Origin of the sequence: Streptomyces sp. DvalAA-43, from assembly GCF_900091725.1 — a bacterium.
Classification (GTDB): domain Bacteria; phylum Actinomycetota; class Actinomycetes; order Streptomycetales; family Streptomycetaceae; genus Streptomyces; species Streptomyces pulveraceus.
Window position 1 is genome coordinate 113,376 of record NZ_FMBW01000033.1, and the last position, 15,919, is coordinate 129,294.

At 72.0% G+C, this 15,919-nt stretch carries 14 protein-coding genes; 3 read left to right on the forward strand and 11 right to left on the reverse strand.

Annotation, left to right across the window (positions count from 1 at the left end; translation table 11 throughout):
- Window position 1 precedes the first annotated feature (1 nt).
- The 3 genes from GA0115234_RS10260 to GA0115234_RS10270 form a co-directional block, all read right to left on the reverse strand.
- Window positions 2–1,306 carry an extracellular solute-binding protein gene (locus GA0115234_RS10260; RefSeq protein ID WP_093540589.1) on the reverse strand — a complete coding sequence of 435 codons (1,305 nt, stop codon included), beginning with the start codon at window positions 1,304–1,306 and terminating at the stop codon, window positions 2–4.
- Between the two features lie 214 nt (window positions 1,307–1,520).
- On the reverse strand, window positions 1,521–1,814 hold the full coding sequence (locus GA0115234_RS10265) for a DUF3039 domain-containing protein (protein WP_072484142.1): 294 nt from the start codon (window positions 1,812–1,814) through the stop codon (window positions 1,521–1,523).
- Between the two features lie 30 nt (window positions 1,815–1,844).
- Window positions 1,845–2,405 carry a YqgE/AlgH family protein gene (locus GA0115234_RS10270; RefSeq protein WP_093540590.1) on the reverse strand — a complete coding sequence of 187 codons (561 nt, stop codon included), beginning with the start codon at window positions 2,403–2,405 and terminating at the stop codon, window positions 1,845–1,847.
- A gap of 276 nt (window positions 2,406–2,681) precedes the next feature.
- On the opposite strand from GA0115234_RS10270, the gene murA reads away from it, so the two are divergent.
- Window positions 2,682–4,022, forward strand: a complete 1,341-nt coding sequence (gene murA, locus GA0115234_RS10275) for a UDP-N-acetylglucosamine 1-carboxyvinyltransferase (RefSeq protein ID WP_093540591.1) — start codon at window positions 2,682–2,684, stop codon at window positions 4,020–4,022.
- A 226-nt stretch (window positions 4,023–4,248) separates the two neighbouring features.
- Here the strand turns inward: murA and GA0115234_RS10280 are convergent, their stop codons facing one another.
- The 4 genes from GA0115234_RS10280 to GA0115234_RS10295 form a co-directional block, all read right to left on the reverse strand.
- Entirely contained in the window at window positions 4,249–4,530 is a 282-nt protein-coding gene (locus GA0115234_RS10280) for an HU family DNA-binding protein (RefSeq protein WP_003968811.1), read from the reverse strand.
- Between the two features lie 388 nt (window positions 4,531–4,918).
- Window positions 4,919–6,355, reverse strand: a complete 1,437-nt coding sequence (locus GA0115234_RS10285; RefSeq protein WP_093540592.1) for an NAD-dependent malic enzyme — start codon at window positions 6,353–6,355, stop codon at window positions 4,919–4,921.
- A 505-nt stretch (window positions 6,356–6,860) separates the two neighbouring features.
- Entirely contained in the window at window positions 6,861–9,254 is a 2,394-nt protein-coding gene (locus tag GA0115234_RS10290) for a HelD family protein (protein ID WP_176729131.1), read from the reverse strand.
- 277 nt (window positions 9,255–9,531) lie between these two features.
- Window positions 9,532–10,164: a CGNR zinc finger domain-containing protein gene (locus GA0115234_RS10295; RefSeq protein ID WP_093540657.1), complete on the reverse strand. Its 633-nt coding sequence runs from the start codon at window positions 10,162–10,164 to the stop codon at window positions 9,532–9,534.
- 117 nt (window positions 10,165–10,281) lie between these two features.
- Between GA0115234_RS10295 and GA0115234_RS10300 the strand changes: the two genes are divergently transcribed.
- On the forward strand, window positions 10,282–10,857 hold the full coding sequence (locus tag GA0115234_RS10300; RefSeq protein WP_093540594.1) for a GNAT family N-acetyltransferase: 576 nt from the start codon (window positions 10,282–10,284) through the stop codon (window positions 10,855–10,857).
- Between the two features lie 96 nt (window positions 10,858–10,953).
- On the opposite strand, the gene GA0115234_RS10305 is transcribed toward GA0115234_RS10300, so the two are convergent.
- The 4 genes from GA0115234_RS10305 to GA0115234_RS10320 form a co-directional block, all read right to left on the reverse strand.
- Window positions 10,954–11,517, reverse strand: coding sequence for a GNAT family N-acetyltransferase (locus GA0115234_RS10305; protein WP_093540595.1), 564 nt, complete (start codon window positions 11,515–11,517; stop codon window positions 10,954–10,956).
- 78 nt (window positions 11,518–11,595) lie between these two features.
- A complete protein-coding gene (locus GA0115234_RS10310) occupies window positions 11,596–11,973 on the reverse strand; it encodes a DUF4259 domain-containing protein (protein ID WP_093540596.1) in 378 nt (125 codons plus the stop codon).
- Between the two features lie 153 nt (window positions 11,974–12,126).
- Window positions 12,127–13,269, reverse strand: coding sequence for a uroporphyrinogen-III synthase (locus GA0115234_RS10315; protein ID WP_093540597.1), 1,143 nt, complete (start codon window positions 13,267–13,269; stop codon window positions 12,127–12,129).
- A gap of 285 nt (window positions 13,270–13,554) precedes the next feature.
- On the reverse strand, window positions 13,555–14,565 hold the full coding sequence (locus tag GA0115234_RS10320; protein WP_093540598.1) for a LysR family transcriptional regulator: 1,011 nt from the start codon (window positions 14,563–14,565) through the stop codon (window positions 13,555–13,557).
- 82 nt (window positions 14,566–14,647) lie between these two features.
- Here GA0115234_RS10320 and GA0115234_RS10325 point away from each other — a divergent pair, with 82 nt between their 5' ends.
- Window positions 14,648–15,907, forward strand: coding sequence for an MFS transporter (locus GA0115234_RS10325; RefSeq protein WP_237541230.1), 1,260 nt, complete (start codon window positions 14,648–14,650; stop codon window positions 15,905–15,907).
- Window positions 15,908–15,919: the final 12 nt, after the last annotated feature.

Below are 15,919 nucleotides of genomic sequence, written 5' to 3' on the forward strand. Positions count from 1 at the left end.
GTCAGCCCGCGTCGGCGAACGCGGCGTCCATCTTCTTCGCGGCGTCGTCCGAGGCCTTCGCCACGTCCTTGCGGCCGCTGACGATCTCCTGGAACATCGTCGGCAGGATCAGCGAGGAGTCGATCTGGCCCCAGCCCGGCGAGGCCGGGACGAACTTCGCGCCCGCGCCGAGCGTCCTGACGAACGGCTCGACGAACAGCTCCTTCTTCGCGGCCGCGGCCCGTACGTCGGTGTACGTCGGCAGGAAGCCCATCGCGTCGAACATCTTCGCCTGTGTCCGCTTGCCGGTCAGGGACTTCATCAGGTCCACGGCGAGGGTGCGGTGCGAGCTGCTCTTCAGTACGCCGATGTTGTTCCCGCCCGCGAACGCGGGGGCGACGGAGCCCTCGGTGAGGCCGGGCAGCGGCACCACCGCGTACTTGCCCTTCACCGAGCCCGCCTCGACGGCCGTGTGGCTGAAGTCGCCGCCGATCGCCATGGCGGCCTTGCCGGAGGCGAACGCGGTGACGGTCGCGTTGCCGCCCATGGCCGCGCACTTGGCGGCCGGGCAGTTGTCGTCGCCGAAGAGCGAGGTGTAGGCCTCGATGCCCTTGCGGGCCTTGTCGCTGTTGATGGCCGCCTTGTACGTGCCGCCGCTCTCGTCGGCGAGTTCGCCGCCGCCCGCCCAGATGAACGGCATCGCGCCGTAGGTGTACGCGCCGCCGACCGCGAGCCCGTACAGGTCCGGCTTCTTCTTGTGGATCTTCTTCGCGGTGGAGATCAGCTCGGCCTGGGTCTTGGGGGCCTCGATCCCCAGGTCCTCGAAGACGTCCGTGCGGTAGTAGAGCGCCCGTACGCCGACGAAGAGCGGGGCTCCGTAGACCTTGCCGCCGACCGTCACGGACTGCTTGGCGGTCGGGTCGGTGTCCTTGGCCTCGTCCCAGGCGGCGAACTCGGCGCTCACATCGGCGAGTCCGCCGTCCTTGACGTATCCGGCGGTGTCGGTGTTGCCGTACTCGATGAGGTCCGGGGCGCTCTCGGGGTCGTTGAACGCCGCCTTGATGCGCTGCGCACGGGTGTCGACCGGTATGTACTCGATCTCGACCTTCGCGTCCTTGTGCGCCTTCTTGAAGTCGGCGACCGCCGCGTCGACGACCTGTTCCTTGGGCTTGTTGCCGACCTCCTGGAACAGCCAGACCCGCAGCGTGCCGGTCTTCTCGTCCCCCTTGGCTCCGGTGTCGGACGTCTGCGGCGCACAGCCGGTGGCGGTGAGACCCGCCAGCACAAGCGCCGCGGCCGGGGCGGCAATTCGGGCAGACAGTTTCATCTGGGAACCTCTACCGGTAGGCGTTGCAACATACGCAACGTGCGTTTCGTACTGCACAACTGGCAGGAGAGTAGGTGCGCACGCAGACGCCGACAAGTGGTCTCTACCACTCTGTGACCCGGGGAAGCAGCCCGTGCAACGCAAAAGGCCCCCGGGGGCGCGATTCGACGCGCGCCCCCGGGGGCCGAAGCAATGACCGCCGGACGGTTCCGGACTACTTCTTGTCCTTGCCGCCCTTGCCCTTGTCCTTGTCGCCACCGGCGCCCATGGACTCGTAGATCTCCTTGCACATGGGACAGACCGGGTACTTCTTGGGGTCGCGCCCCGGCACCCAGACCTTCCCGCAGAGTGCGACCACGGGGGTGCCCTCCAGGGCACTCGCCATGATCTTGTCCTTCTGGACGTAATGGGCGTAGCGCTCGTGGTCGCCGTCGCCGTTCGACACCTGCGGCGTCGGCTCCACGAGGGTTCCGGTACCTGCCCCGCGCTCGGGCTCAAGAGTGCTCATAACCGCCAAGGGTACCGACAGCCGGGAGCTTCAGTTCAGCGAAGGGTCGTCCGGATACGTGGCGATCATCGCCAGTTCGCTGCGCTGACGGCGCAGGACCGCGCGCCAGAGGTGTTCCGGGCGCGGGGAGGAGACGTCCCCGGGTTCGGACTCGACCACGTACCAGGCGCCCTCGGTCAGTTCGGTCTCCAGCTGGCCGGGGCCCCAGCCCGCGTACCCGGCGAAGATCCGCAGCGAGCCGAGCGCCGCGGCCAGCAGCTCCGGCGGCGCCTCCAGGTCCACCAGGCCGATCGCCCCGTACACCCGGCGCCAGCCCAGCGGGCCCTCGTCGCCGGGGATGACGGCGACGCCGAGCGCCGAGTCGAGCGAGACCGGGCCGCCCTGGAAGACGACGTCCGGCTCGCCGGTCAGGCCGGCCCAGGACGTGAGGATGTCGACGACGCCGACCGGGGTCGGACGGTTCAGGACCACGCCGAGTGAGCCCTCCTCGTCGTGGTCGAGGAGCAGCACCACCGCCCGGTCGAAATTCGGGTCCGCGAGCGCGGGTGTGGCCACGAGCAGTCGCCCTGTGAGCGAGGACACCTCGGTCATGGCAGAAATGATCCCGCATCTTCGGCCCCCGCGGGGACCAAGTGGGCCACCCGGTCAGCGGCCGGGCCGCGGCGCAGCTCAGGGCGCACGGGTGCACGGGGAGCGCGCTTTCCGGAGGGTCATGCGGACGGTAACCCTCCGCAAGGCCGGGGAAGCGGAGCGTGTTGTGGCGGATTCATGACGTTCGTACACCCCCCGTTCTCTTACTGAATGAGGGCAGGGGGCCATTACTCTTTCGTTTGGCCCCCTGCCCGACCACTCCGGAACGCGAGATTCATGACCGGCACAGACGATGTCCTGCTTGTCCACGGCGGAACCCCGCTGGAGGGCGAGATCCGCGTCAGAGGCGCCAAGAACCTGGTGCCGAAGGCAATGGTCGCCGCGCTGCTCGGCAGCGGGCCCAGCCGGCTGCGCAATGTGCCCGACATCCGCGACGTGCGGGTGGTCCGGGGTCTGCTTCAGCTGCACGGCGTGACGGTCCGGCCGGGTGACGAACCGGGCGAGCTGATCCTGGACCCGACCCATGTGGAGAGCGCGAACGTCGCCGACATCGATGCCCACGCGGGCTCGTCGCGCATCCCGATCCTCTTCTGCGGCCCGCTGCTGCACCGGCTCGGCCACGCGTTCATCCCGGGGCTCGGCGGCTGCGACATCGGCGGCCGGCCGATCGACTTCCACTTCGACGTGCTGCGGCAGTTCGGCGCGACCATCGAGAAGCGGGCGGACGGTCAGTACCTGGAGGCCCCGCAGCGGCTGCGCGGCACCAAGATCCGGCTGCCGTACCCCTCGGTGGGCTCCACCGAGCAGGTGCTCCTGACGGCCGTGCTCGCCGAGGGCGTCACCGAGCTGTCCAACGCGGCCGTGGAGCCGGAGATCGAGGACCTCATCTGCGTACTGCAGAAGATGGGCGCGATCATCTCGATGGACACCGACCGGACGATCCGGATCACCGGTGTCGACCGGCTGGACGGCTACACCCACCGGGCGATCCCGGACCGCCTGGAGGCGGCCTCCTGGGCGTCCGCGGCGCTGGCCACCGGGGGCAACATCTACGTGCGGGGCGCACAGCAGCGCTCGATGATGACGTTCCTCAACACCTTCCGCCGGGTCGGCGGCGCCTTCGAGATCGACGACGAGGGCATCCGCTTCTGGCACCCGGGCGGCGCGCTGGACGCCATCGCCCTGGAGACGGACGTGCACCCCGGCTTCCAGACCGACTGGCAGCAGCCGCTGGTGGTGGCCCTGACGCAGGCCACGGGCCTGTCCATCGTCCACGAGACGGTGTACGAGTCCCGGCTCGGCTTCACCTCCGCGCTCAACCAGATGGGCGCACACATCCAGCTCTACCGCGAGTGCCTGGGCGGTTCCGACTGCCGCTTCGGCCAGCGCAACTTCCTGCACTCGGCGGTCGTGTCCGGGCCGACCCGGCTGCAGGGCGCGGATCTGGTCATCCCGGACCTGCGCGGCGGCTTCTCGTACCTGATCGCGGCGCTGGCGGCGGAGGGCACCTCGCGGGTGCACGGCATCGACCTGATCAACCGCGGCTACGAGAACTTCATGGACAAGCTGGAGAAACTGGGCGCGAAGGTGGAGCTGCCGGGCGGGGCGCTGGTCTGAGACCGCGCGCCGGACGGCTGCTGACGGGGGTTCGGGGCGCTGCCCCGGGCCCCCGTTTTCCCGTTCCCGGGCTCACGTTCCCCGATATCGGGCCCTCGTTTCCCCGTCCCCGGGCCCCGGTTCCTCGATATCGGGCCGTAGAGGCCCAGAACGGGGCCTCTCGGGCCGGTACACCGAAGGGCGGTCACCCTGGTGGGGTGACCGCCCTTCGTCGCGCCTGTGGGGCTTACTTCCCCTTGGCGGCTTCCTTGAGCTTGGAGCCCGCGGAGACCTTCACGCTGTAGCCGGCCGGGATGTTGATCGGGTCGCCGGTCTGCGGGTTACGAGCGGTGCGAGCGGCACGGTGGGTGCGCTCGAAGGTCAGGAAGCCGGGGATGGTGACCTTCTCGTCGCCCTTGGCGACGATCTCACCGACGGTCTCGGCGAGCGCGGCCAGCACGGCGTCGGCGTCCTTGCGAGTCACCTCGGCGCGGTCGGCCAGGGCGGCCACCAGCTCACTGCGGTTCATGTTGTTACTCCCGTGTTCTTCTTGCCTGTGAGGCGTGAGATCGAAGCCGATGCTGCCAGGGCCCTCGGACAGTCCCCGGACCCGGGTCTGTCGTCAGACCCTCGCGCCCGATTACGCATCCTGCCCCCACCTGCGGCGGTAACGCCAATCCGGCACCCTCCGGAGTCACACGAAAAGCACCAGCGCCTCTTCGTGGTGACGTTCCGTCGACTCTCCGAAAGCGTTCCGCAGCGGTTGCGGGCCTTGGGGGGACGCGCCGCCCGCCCACCCTAAAGGGGCGTTTGGGGCGCCGCGACCCGCGACGCGCCGTAGGCCGGGCCGAGCTGGCCGCCGCGGGCGCGGACGATGCCGGCAGGAGCCCGCACCGGGCCCTGCCGACGGGGCGGGGTCAGCCGAGCTCGCCCGAGGTCTTCGCGGCGCCGCCGGCCGCCTTCGCGGCGTCCCGGACGGCACCGGCGACCGCACCCGCGACCCGGTCGTTGAAGACCGACGGGATGATGTAGTTCGCGTTCAGCTCGTCCTCGGCGACCACGTCGGCGAGGGCCCTCGCCGCGGCGAGCATCATCTCCGTGTTGACGGTGCGGGACTGAGCGTCCAGCAGGCCGCGGAAGACACCCGGGAAGACCAGCACGTTGTTGATCTGGTTCGGGAAATCGGAGCGCCCGGTGGCGACAACTGCCGCGGTCTGGCGGGCGATTGCCGGGTCCACCTCGGGGTCCGGGTTCGCGAGCGCGAACACGATCGCGTCCTCGGCCATGGCGGCGACATCGGCGCCGTCCAGGACGTTCGGGGCGGAGACGCCGATGAAGACGTCGGCGTCCACGACGGCCTGCTTGAGCGTGCCGGTCATGGACTCCGGGTTGGTGTTGTCGGCGATCCAGCGCAGCGGCGAGTCGGCGTCGGCGGAGACCAGGTCCTCGCGGCCGGCGTGCACCACGCCGTGGATGTCGGCGACGACGGCGTGCTTGACGCCCGCGGCGATCAGGAGCTTCAGGATGGCCGTACCGGCCGCTCCGGCGCCCGACATGACGACCCGGACGTCCCCGATCCCCTTGCCCACCACGCGCAGCGCGTTGGTCAGCGCGGCCAGGACGACGATCGCGGTGCCGTGCTGGTCGTCGTGGAAGACCGGGATGTCCAGGGCCTCGCGCAGCCGTGCCTCGATCTCGAAGCAGCGGGGCGCGGAGATGTCCTCCAGGTTGATGCCCGCGAAGCCGGGGGCGATCGCCTTGACGATCTCGACGATGGCGTCGGTGTCCTGGGTGTCCAGGCAGATCGGCCAGGCGTCGATGTCGGCGAAGCGCTTGAAGAGGGCCGCCTTGCCCTCCATGACCGGCATGGCGGCCATCGGGCCGATGTTGCCGAGGCCGAGCACCGCGGAACCGTCCGTCACGACCGCAACGGTGTTGCGCTTGATGGTGAGGCGGCGCGCGTCCTCGGGGTTCTCGGCGATCGCCATGCAGACCCGGGCCACGCCCGGGGTGTAGATCATCGAGAGGTCGTCACGGTTGCGGATGGGGTGCTTGGACGCCATCTCGATCTTGCCGCCGAGGTGCATCAGGAACGTACGGTCGGAGACCTTGCCCAGGACGACGCCCTCGATGCCGCGCAGGCCCTCGACGATCTCGTCCGCGTGCGAGGTGGAGGTGGCCGCGATGGTGACGTCGATCCGCAGCTTCTCGTGACCGGAGGCGGTCACGTCGAGGCCGGTGACCGATCCGCCGGAGGACTCCACGGCCGTGGTGAGCTGGGAGACCGCTGTGCCGCTCGCGGGCACCTCCAGCCTGACCGTCATCGAGTACGAGACGCTGGGCGCCGTTGCCATGGCCGAGTCCTTCGCTTTCCTTAGCTTCATTGCCGCGCGACCGGGGCGCTCACCTCGGACACGCTTCCCGATCGTCGCACCTACTGGCCGGTAGCCGGTAATGACTGCCACTCTTCGGAAAGTAGTTTCCACCATACGAGATATGACCGCCTCAGCGGAACCCCCGAATGGCCCCGGCCGGATCGGTATCGGCCATGTCCGTGCGCCGGGGCCCCGCGCGATGAGCACCGCCTCCGGAAACAAGAACAGACCCGCGCCACCGGAAGGTGACGCGGGTCTGTCTTCTTGGTCAAGCGGCACCGACCCGCCATGCTCGCCTCGCGGCAAGTGGTCGCTCGTAGCGACGAAGGTTGGGCCCGGGGGCTTGGATCGAGCCGGTGCCGACACCAGGCTAACAAAGACCCCGAAGAAGTGATTCCCCGCAGCACAGGTTGACCCGAAAAACAGTGCCGGACGCGGCCCCGCCGCCCCGCCCGGCCCCGTCTCAGTCCCTCAGCAGCCCGTCTCAGTCCCTCAGCAGGTCGGGGACGCCGTCCTCGTCGGGGAGGTCCCGCTCCCCCGAGACCACCGTGAGCTGCTGCGTCGCACGCGTCAACGCCACGTACAGCACCCGCAGGCCGGCCGGGGACTCGTCCGCGATCTCCGCGGGCGAGACGACCACCGTGGCGTCGTACTCCAGACCCTTCGCCTCCAGGCTGCCCAGCGCCACCACCCGTTCGCCGAGCTCGGCGAGCCAGTCGCGGGCCTGCGCCCGGCGGTTCATCGCGACGACCACGCCCACCGTGCCGTCGACCTCGGCGAGCAGCCGCCGTGCCTCCTCGCGCACCGCGGCGGCCAGATCGCCGTCCCGTACGGTCTCGAAGCGCGGCTTCACGCCCGTCGAGCGGACCGCGGCGGGCGACTCCATTCCGGGCATCGCCAGCGCCAGGACCTTCGAGGCCAGCTCGGCGATCTCCGCCGGGTTGCGGTAGTTGACCGTGAGGGTGAAGCGGCGGCGCGGCCGGTTGCCGAGCGCCTCGTCGCGCGCGCGGGCGGCCTCGTCCGGGTCGGACCAGGAGGACTGCGCCGGGTCCCCGACGATCGTCCAGGTGGCGTGCCTGCCGCGGCGGCCGACCATCCGCCACTGCATGGGCGTGAGGTCCTGCGCCTCGTCGACGATGACATGCGCGTACTCCGTGCGCTCCGCGGCCAGCCGCTCGGCGCGCTCGCGCTGGGTCTCCTCGCGCTGCGGCATCAGCTCCTCCAGACCGGAGAGCTGGTCCAGCGGGTCGAGTTCGCGCTTCTTCTTCGGCCGGTGCGGGGTGCCGAGCAGCGTCTGGAGCTCGTCGAGGATGGCCACGTCGTGCACGGACAGCGGTCCGTTCCCCTCGCGGTCGAGCCGCTTCAGGGAGCGCGCGAAGCGGCGCACCTCGCCCTGGTTGAGGACCCGGCGGGCCCAGCGGCCCAGCCGCTTCTCGTCGGCCATCGCGGCGAGCACCCCGCGCGGGGTGAGCTCGGGCCACCAGGCGTTCAGGAAGTCGAGGAAGTCCGTCTCGGTGGAGACGTCCTCGTCGAAGGAGGAGCGCAGTTCGGCGACGAGCTCGGGGTCGGTGTAGCGGCCGCGGCCCGAGGACTTGTTCCAGAGGGCGTCCAGGAGCATTCTGCGGGCGCGCGGGCGCAGCAGGTTGACCGGGGCGGTGCCGCCGAGGACGGACTGCCGGATGCGGTGCAGCTCGTCGGCGTTCAGCTCGACGCGGGCGCCGAACGCGACGACCCGCAGCCGGGTGGGGGTGACCGGGGCGGCGCCGGCTTCCGCGTCCCCGTCCCCGTCGCCGAAGGACAGCTGGCCGTCCCGGTCCGCCGGCCTGCGGGAGGTGCCCGGCTGTTCCAGGGCGCCGCGGGAGGCCTTGCGCAGCACCTGGAGCATCCGCGAGGAGCCCTTGATCCGGGCGACGGCGGGCTCGTCGTAGGTGGTGGCGCCCTCGACGCCCGCCGCCTCGTCGGAGAGCGAGCCGACCGCGCGGATCGCGACCTGCCCCTCCTCGCCCAGCGAGGGCAGTACGCCTTCGGTGTACGCGACCAGGAGCGGGGTCGGCGAGACGACGAGGATGCCGCCCGCGTAACGCCGCCGGTCCTGGTAGAGGAGGTACGCGGCGCGGTGCAGGGCGACGGCCGTCTTGCCGGTGCCGGGGCCGCCGGAGACCTCGGTGACCGAGGCGGCGGGGGCCCGGATCACCAGGTCCTGTTCGGCCTGGATGGAGGAGACGATGTCCCGCATGGTGTGGCTGCGGGCCTGGCCGAGCGCCGCCATCAGGGCGCCGTCGCCGATAACGGGCAGCTTGTCGCCGTCCAGGTACGCGGTCAGCTCGGGGCGCATCAGGTCGTCCTCGACGCCGAGGACCTTACGGCCCTTGGAGCGGATGACCCGGCGGCGTACGACCCTGCCGGGTTCCTTCGGCGTCGAGCGGTAGAACGGTGCGGCGGCCGGTGCGCGCCAGTCGATGACCAGCGGCGCGTAGTCGGAGTCGAGGACCCCGATCCGGCCGATGTGCAGCGTCTCCGCGATATCGGCCGAGTTGTCGTCGCGGACGGCGTCGTCGGCCGCCTCGACGGAGGTGTACGCGCCGTCCGGGCCGCGTTCGCCGTCCTTGCCGAGCAGCAGGTCGATCCTTCCGAAGAGGAAGTCCTCGAACTCGCTGTTCAGCCGGTTGAGGTGGATTCCGGCCCGGAACACCTGGGCGTCGCGCTCGGCGAGCGCTCCCGGGGTACCGACCTGGCCACGCTTGACGGCGTCATTCATGAGAAATTCCGCCTCGTGGATCTTCTCCTCAAGGCGGTGGTACACACGGTCGAGATGTTCCTGCTCGACACCGATTTCCCGGTCCCGCAACGAATCGACAGCGGCATCCTGCGCGGCCACCGAGGCCCCCTTCTGACGTGCATTGGGCAGCCGTCAACCTTATGCGAAGGGGGACCCGCCGCGCACCTGCCGCGCATATCGAAATGATGCTCCGGCGATCTCGGTCCGGCATCGGCCCCGGCCGGTCCTCCGCCGCCGGACCTGCGCGCCCCGAAGCGGTCGGTGTCTCTCCCCCGCCGTCTACGGCACCACCGGGCCCCGCTTCTTTACAGCGCTGCGTCTTTACAGCGCTGCGTCTCTACGGCGCTGCGTCTCTACGGCGCTGCCGGGCCCTGCTTCACGACACCGCCGCGTCCGGCACCGCGACGGGCGCGTCCCGCACCGCCACGGCCGCCGCGCGGCGCCGGTGCCTGGCCACCCGTTCGCGGTTCCCGCACACCTCGCTGGAGCACCAGCGCCGCCGGCGTCCGCGCGAGGTGTCCAGATAGATGCGGCGGCAGTTGCCCGCCTCGCAGCGGCGCAGTGCGGCTCGGGCCACGGGGTCGGTGAGGAGTTCCACGACGTCCCGGGCGACGGCGGCCAGCAGCGCCCCGCAGTCGGGGTCGGCGCTCAGCGCCCGCACCAGCTTGCCGCCCCTGCCACGCACCGCCCGCAGCCCCGGTGGCGCCTCGGCGGCGAGCGCGTTGACCCGGTCCAGGGCGCTCCCGGCTCCGCGGCCGCCCAGTTCGGCCGTCAGCAGCCGGTCCACACCGGTCCGCAACTGCCGGAAACGCACCACCCAGCTCTCGTCCACGGCGTCGAGGCGCGTGCCGTCCGGTACGAGTCCGGCGGCGACCAGCCAGTCGGCGAGCCGCTCGGCGCCGTCGAGCAGTTCGCAGGCGCCGGTGGTCCCGATCCCCGTCGCCACCAGGTCGAGGCAGGGCCGACCGGAGTCGAACCGCCAGTCGCACGCACTCCTGCCGACCGTCATGCGCATGTCACCGCCTCGGTTCACCGATGGGGCCTCCCCCAGAGTGCCCCCAGCGGGCCCGCCCCGGAACCCCTGCCGTCCCACGGGTCGTCGCACGCGGGGCCGTACGGTGTCCGGATGGATGACGATCCCGGCACCTTCACCCTGTCGGCCGGCCCGCTGCTGCTCCGGCCCTGGCTTGCCGAGGACGCCCCGGCCCTGATCGAGGCCCACCGTGACCCCACGATGCGCGCCATGCTGTTGACGCGGATCACGGACGAGGCGGAGGCGGAACAGTGGCTGCGGGAGCAGCGGCGGGGCCGGAAGTCCGGCAGCCGCTTCGGCTTCGCGGTGGTGGACCGCGATCACGGCGGCGCATTGGTCGGAAACGTGGCGCTCAAGTACCCGGGCCCCGGCTCCGGCAGCGCGGAGGTCGGCTACTGGACGGCGGCGCCCGCCCGCGGCCGCGGGATCGCGCCGCTGGCGCTCGGGGCGCTCGGCGACTGGGCGTTCGGGGCGTTCGCCGGGGACGGGCTGACGCGGCTGGAGCTGATGCACCAAGTGGACAACAAGGCGTCGTGCCGGGTCGCGGAGAAGAGCGGATACGGCTTCGCGGAGGTGCTTCCGGCGCGGCCGCCGTGGCCGCGCGACGGGCACCGGCACGTGCGTCTGTGTGCCGGTGGGACACGGCGTACGGGGAAGGTTCTTCCGTAGGTACCCGGGAATGTCCTCCCATGCGTACCGGGAACGTCCTCCCGTAGGCACCGGGAATGTCCTCCCGCAGCCGTCCGTCTCCGGCCGCCCGGTGGCTCAGCCCGTCGGCGGGCCGTCGTGCAGGATCCGCTGGAACAGGCGGTGGTCGCGCCATTCGCCGTTGATGTGGAGATAGCGCGGGGCCATTCCGAACTGCTCGAAGCCGCACTTGGCGAGCACCCGCTGGGAGGCGGCGTTGTCGACCACGGTCCCGGCCTCGACCCGGTGCAGCCGCAGCCCGTCCCTGGCCACCTCGCAGATCCGTCGCACGGCGGCCGTGGCCAGACCGCGGCCCGCGTACTCGACATCGGTCCAGTACCCGAGCGTGCCGCTGCGGAACGGCCCGAGCGCGATGCCGTTCAGGTTGAACCCGCCGATCGCACGGTCCGCCTCGTCGGCGAGCACCCAGGCCATGCACCGCCCGGCGTCCCGGTCGGCGAGCAGCCCGGCCAGCCGCTCGCGCTGCCCCTGCTCGGTGTAGAAGGAGTCGGGCCGCACGGGCTCCCAGGGCTGCATGTACGCGCGGCTGCGGGTCAGCGAGTCGGCGAGGGAGGCGGCGTCGGCCGGGGTGACGGGACGGAGTCGTACCTCCGCGTCGAGCCGGTGGATGTCATGGATCATCCCGGCACGCTATCCCGGTGCGGTCCTCCGGCCCACGGCTGCCCCCGCCCCCGTCCCACGCCCGGACCCCGCCCCTCACTACGCCGCGTGGTGCCGCTCCGCCAGGGCCGCCAGCCGGTCGAAGGTGCGGATCAGCTCGGCGCGTCTGTCCTCCTTGTATTCCTGCTTGGGTTCCAGACCGTCGATGGTCCGCTCCCACACGTCCATGAACGTCTTCTTCCAGCCCTCGACCACCGCCGGCTCCGGCATGGTCACGCCGACATGGCCCTGCTCCGCTATCAGGGCCAGCAGCTCGATGTTGCAGGGCACGGCGACGCCGTCGTATTCGTCGGGCTCCAGGACGACCGGGTCGCCGCCCATCGCCTCCTCGATCTCCGAGAGAAGCCGCCCGGTGATGCCCGACAGATGGTCCGCGGCCGTGTCACTGTCGAAATTCCCGCTGCCCCAGGTACCCACGGGGCCCCCTTCCGCTGGTCCTCCCCTGCCTCCCCCGTTCTACCAAGAGGCACTGACAACGGGCACGGAGAGAAGACGGAACAAGAGTCGGAACCGGAGACGGGACCGGTGGCCGGACCGACGGCGGGACCGGCAACCGGCCCGGCAGCGGACTCATCGGCCCCCGCCGTCCTCCGCCGGGTCCAGCGCCAGCCGGTAGCCGCGTTTGACGACCGTCTGGATGAGCCGGGGCTCACCCAGCGCCGTACGGAGCCGTGCGACGGCCGTCTCCACCGCGTGCTCGTCGGTACCGCCGCCGGGCAGTGCGCGCAGCAGGTCGGCGCGGGCCACCACCCAGCCCGGCCGACGGGCCAGGGTGTGCAGCAGCGCCATTCCGGCGGGCGCCACCGGGCGCGGCTCGCCGTCCACGATCACGGCGTGCCCCCGGATCTCGACCCGGTGTCCGGCGACCGGCAACGCGGGTGCCCTGGCCGGAAGTTCCTGGCACAGGAGCTGGACGAGCGGGGCGAGCCGGAAGCGTTCCGGCTGGATCGTGCCGATGCCGCGGGCCCGCAGCGGCGCGGCGGTGACCGGTCCGACGCAGGCCACGAGGACGTCGTCGCGCAGCGCGCTCAGGAGTTCCGGGAGCAGCCCGCGCTTCTCGCCCCGGCCGAGCAGCGAGGCGGCGGCCGGGGCGCTGGTGAAGGTGAGCGCGTCCAGGCCGCGGGCGAGGGTGATGTCGAGCAGCCGGTCGAGCGGGGCGATGTCCTCGGGGTCCGTCCAGCGGTAGACGGGTACGGGGAGGACCTCGGCGCCCGCGTCGCGCAGCGACTCGATGAAGCCGGGGAGCGGTTCGCCGTGCAGCTGGAGGGCGATCCGGCGGCCCGCCACGCCCTCCGCCAGGAGCCGGTCCCCCACCTCGGCCAGGGACTCGGAGGCGGGCGACCACGTCTCGGTCAGCCCGGCGGCCCGGACGGCGCCCTTGACCTTGGGGCCGCGGGCCAGCAGTTCGGCGCCGCGCAGGGCCGCCAGCAGACGGTCGCCGAGGCCCCAGTCCGCGGCGGCCTCGGTCCAGCCGCGGAAGCCGACCGCGGTGGTGGCGATGACCACGTCGGGGGCGGATTCGACGATCTGCCGGGTGACGGCGCGGAGTTCGCCGTCGTCGGCGAGCGGCACGGTCCGCAGGGCGGGCGCGTGCAGGACCGTGGCGCCCCGTCGTTCCAGCAGCGCGCCGAACTCCTCCGCGCGCCGTGCGGCGGTGACCCCGACGGTGAAGCCCGCGAGGGGCCCGCGCTGTTGCTGTTCGTCCTCGTGCATGTGGTTTCCCGGCTCTCGTCCCGCTGCTGCCCGATGATGCCGAGGGGCGAGCCTGCCAAGGATGCGTGACAGGGCTGGTTCACCCGCATTTCCCGCCCGTTACGGCACATGACATCGGGCGGTCATGATTCTGCCCCGGCACCGCTGAGCAGCGGCTTCCGGGGGCACGGACGCGGCGGAACCCGTTCCGGCGAGAAGGTATACGCACGGTTGACGCCCGCCCACTGCCCGGCCCACGACCGGCAGGGGTGACGGCGCCCGCCCCAAGACCACCACCGGCACTGCTCAGCCGGACCCCAGCATCAGCGACGCGTCGGGACCGGGAAGCCAGCTGCCCTCGGGGCGCACCATCCAGCCCTCCTCGGAACCCAGCAGGGCCGCGGCTTCGCGCAGGGCATCGAGGCCGGGGTGGCGCAGCCCCTTGCGCCAGACCAGCAGCAGCGGCGAGAGCGGCACGGGCCGGACCAGCGGACGCACCACGGTGCCCGGTATCGGAGGGAAGTCGACGACGGCCAGCACCGGGTTCCGGGACTTGGCCATGACCCGCTGGAATTCGGCCACGCCGATGGCGAGCGGCATGGGCGGCGCGAGTGCGACGCCCCATTCGGCGAAGAGCAGCCGGGCGAAGTCCGTCCATTCCGTGGTGCGCGGGTTCCCGGCGCCCGCGTAGACGGTCTCACCGGCCAGGTCGCCGAGCGCCACGGCCTCGCGCGCGGCGAGCGGGTGCTCGTCGGGGAGCAGCACGGCCATCGGCTCGTACCGCACCGGCTGTGTGCCCAGCCGTGCCCGCACCGCGGGGTCGAGTCCGGCGGCGCGACCGAAGGAGACATCGAGCCGCCCGGCGAGGATCTCCTCGGCGGCCCAGGTCAGGCCGCTCTCGAAGCGCGCCATGAGCTCGCACGCCGGGGCCAGTTCCCGGGCGCGGGCGAGCACCCGGGCGGCGGTCATGCCGTCGGTGTTGAGGTCGACGAAGAGCGGCCGGGCCGCGGGGTCGTCGAAGGCCTCGGCCAGCTCGGCGTGCGCGTCCAGCACCCGTCGCGCGTACGGCAGGAGCCTCTCGCCATCGGCGGTGAGGGCGACCTGCCGGGTGGTCCGTACGAACAGCTCGGCGCCCAGCTCGCGCTCCAGCCTGCGGATGTCGCGGCTCAGCGCCTGCTGGGCGAGGTAGAGCCGGGCGGCGGCACGAGTGAAGTGAAGTTCCTCGGCCACCGCGACGAAGGCGTGGAGCAGCCGGGGGTCGGTGTGGGTGCGGACGGTACGCGTCGGGGTGCCCGGATCGGCGGCGGAGGAGGCCACACCAGAATTTACAACACAGATGCGTCAATCGGCGCGGAGAAGGTGTTGGACCCCGGGGACCGCACGCCCCGAGGCTTGATCCATGCCGTACGAGAGAAAGCCCGCCACCACTCCCCTGCTCACCGTCTCCGGTGACCTGCTGGTCATCGCCGCCCGCACCGCCCCCGCCCGGCGGGCGTCCACCAACCCGTACCGCAGGCTGCTCGCCACCCCGGGCGCCCGCGCCTTCACCGCGGGCAATCTCATCGCCCGGCTGCCCAGCGGGATGTTCAGCGTCAGCGCGGTCATCATGATCGCCGGGACGCGCGGCTCGTACGCCCTGGCCGGGGCGGTCACCGCCACCGGCCTCGCCGCCACGGCGCTGGTCGCCCCCTGGACGGCCCGGCTCGTCGACCGGTACGGGCAGGCGCGGGTCGCGGTGCCCGCCACCGCGATCGCCGTGCTCGGCTCGCTGGCCCTGCTGCTCTGCGTGCACTACGACGCCCCGGCCTGGACCCTCTTCGCCTCCTACGCCGCGACCGCCACCACCCCCAACACCGGCGGGATGTCCCGGGCCCGCTGGGCCCATCTGCACCGGGGCGACCCGGCCGCCCTGCACACCGCGAACTCCTTCGAACAGGCCGCGGACGAACTCTGCTTCATGCTCGGCCCGGCCCTCGCCGCACTGCTGTGCTCGGTGCTCTTCCCCGAGGCCGGAACACTCGTCGCGGCGACCCTGCTGATGACCGGCGTACTGCTCTTCGCCGCCCAGCGCGCCACCGAACCGCCGGTGGCGCCCCGCACCCACGCGGGCTCCCCGCTCCGCACCCGGGGCATGCCGGCGCTGCTCACCGCCTTCCTCGCCACCGGCGCGGTCTTCGGCTCGATGGAGGTCGTCACGATCGCCCACGCCGGGGGCGCGATCCTGGCGCTCCAGGCGGCCGGATCATGCGTGGCGGGCCTGCTGTACGGCTCACTGCGCCCGGCCACCGACATCCGGCGCCGACTGCTGCTCTGCCTGGCCGGAATGACCGCCCTGATGTCCCTGCCCCTGCTCGCCGCCGCCTCGACCCCGTCCCTGCTCGCCCTCGCCGCCGCACTCCTCCTGGCCGGCGCGGCGACCGCCCCGACCATGGTCACCGGGATGACCCTGGTACAACGCCTCACCCCGCAGGGCCAGTTGAACGAGGGCATGACACTGGCCGTGACCGCACTCCTGGGCGGCATCGCCGCAGGCTCGGCGACCGGAGGCTGGCTGGTGGAACACACAGGACAGGTGACGGGGTACGCCGCACCGGTCTGCGCTGCGGCCCTGGCCCTGACCGCCGCGGCGGCCGGCGTCCGGGCGCCTCGGAGCCGGTGACCGGCACACGAA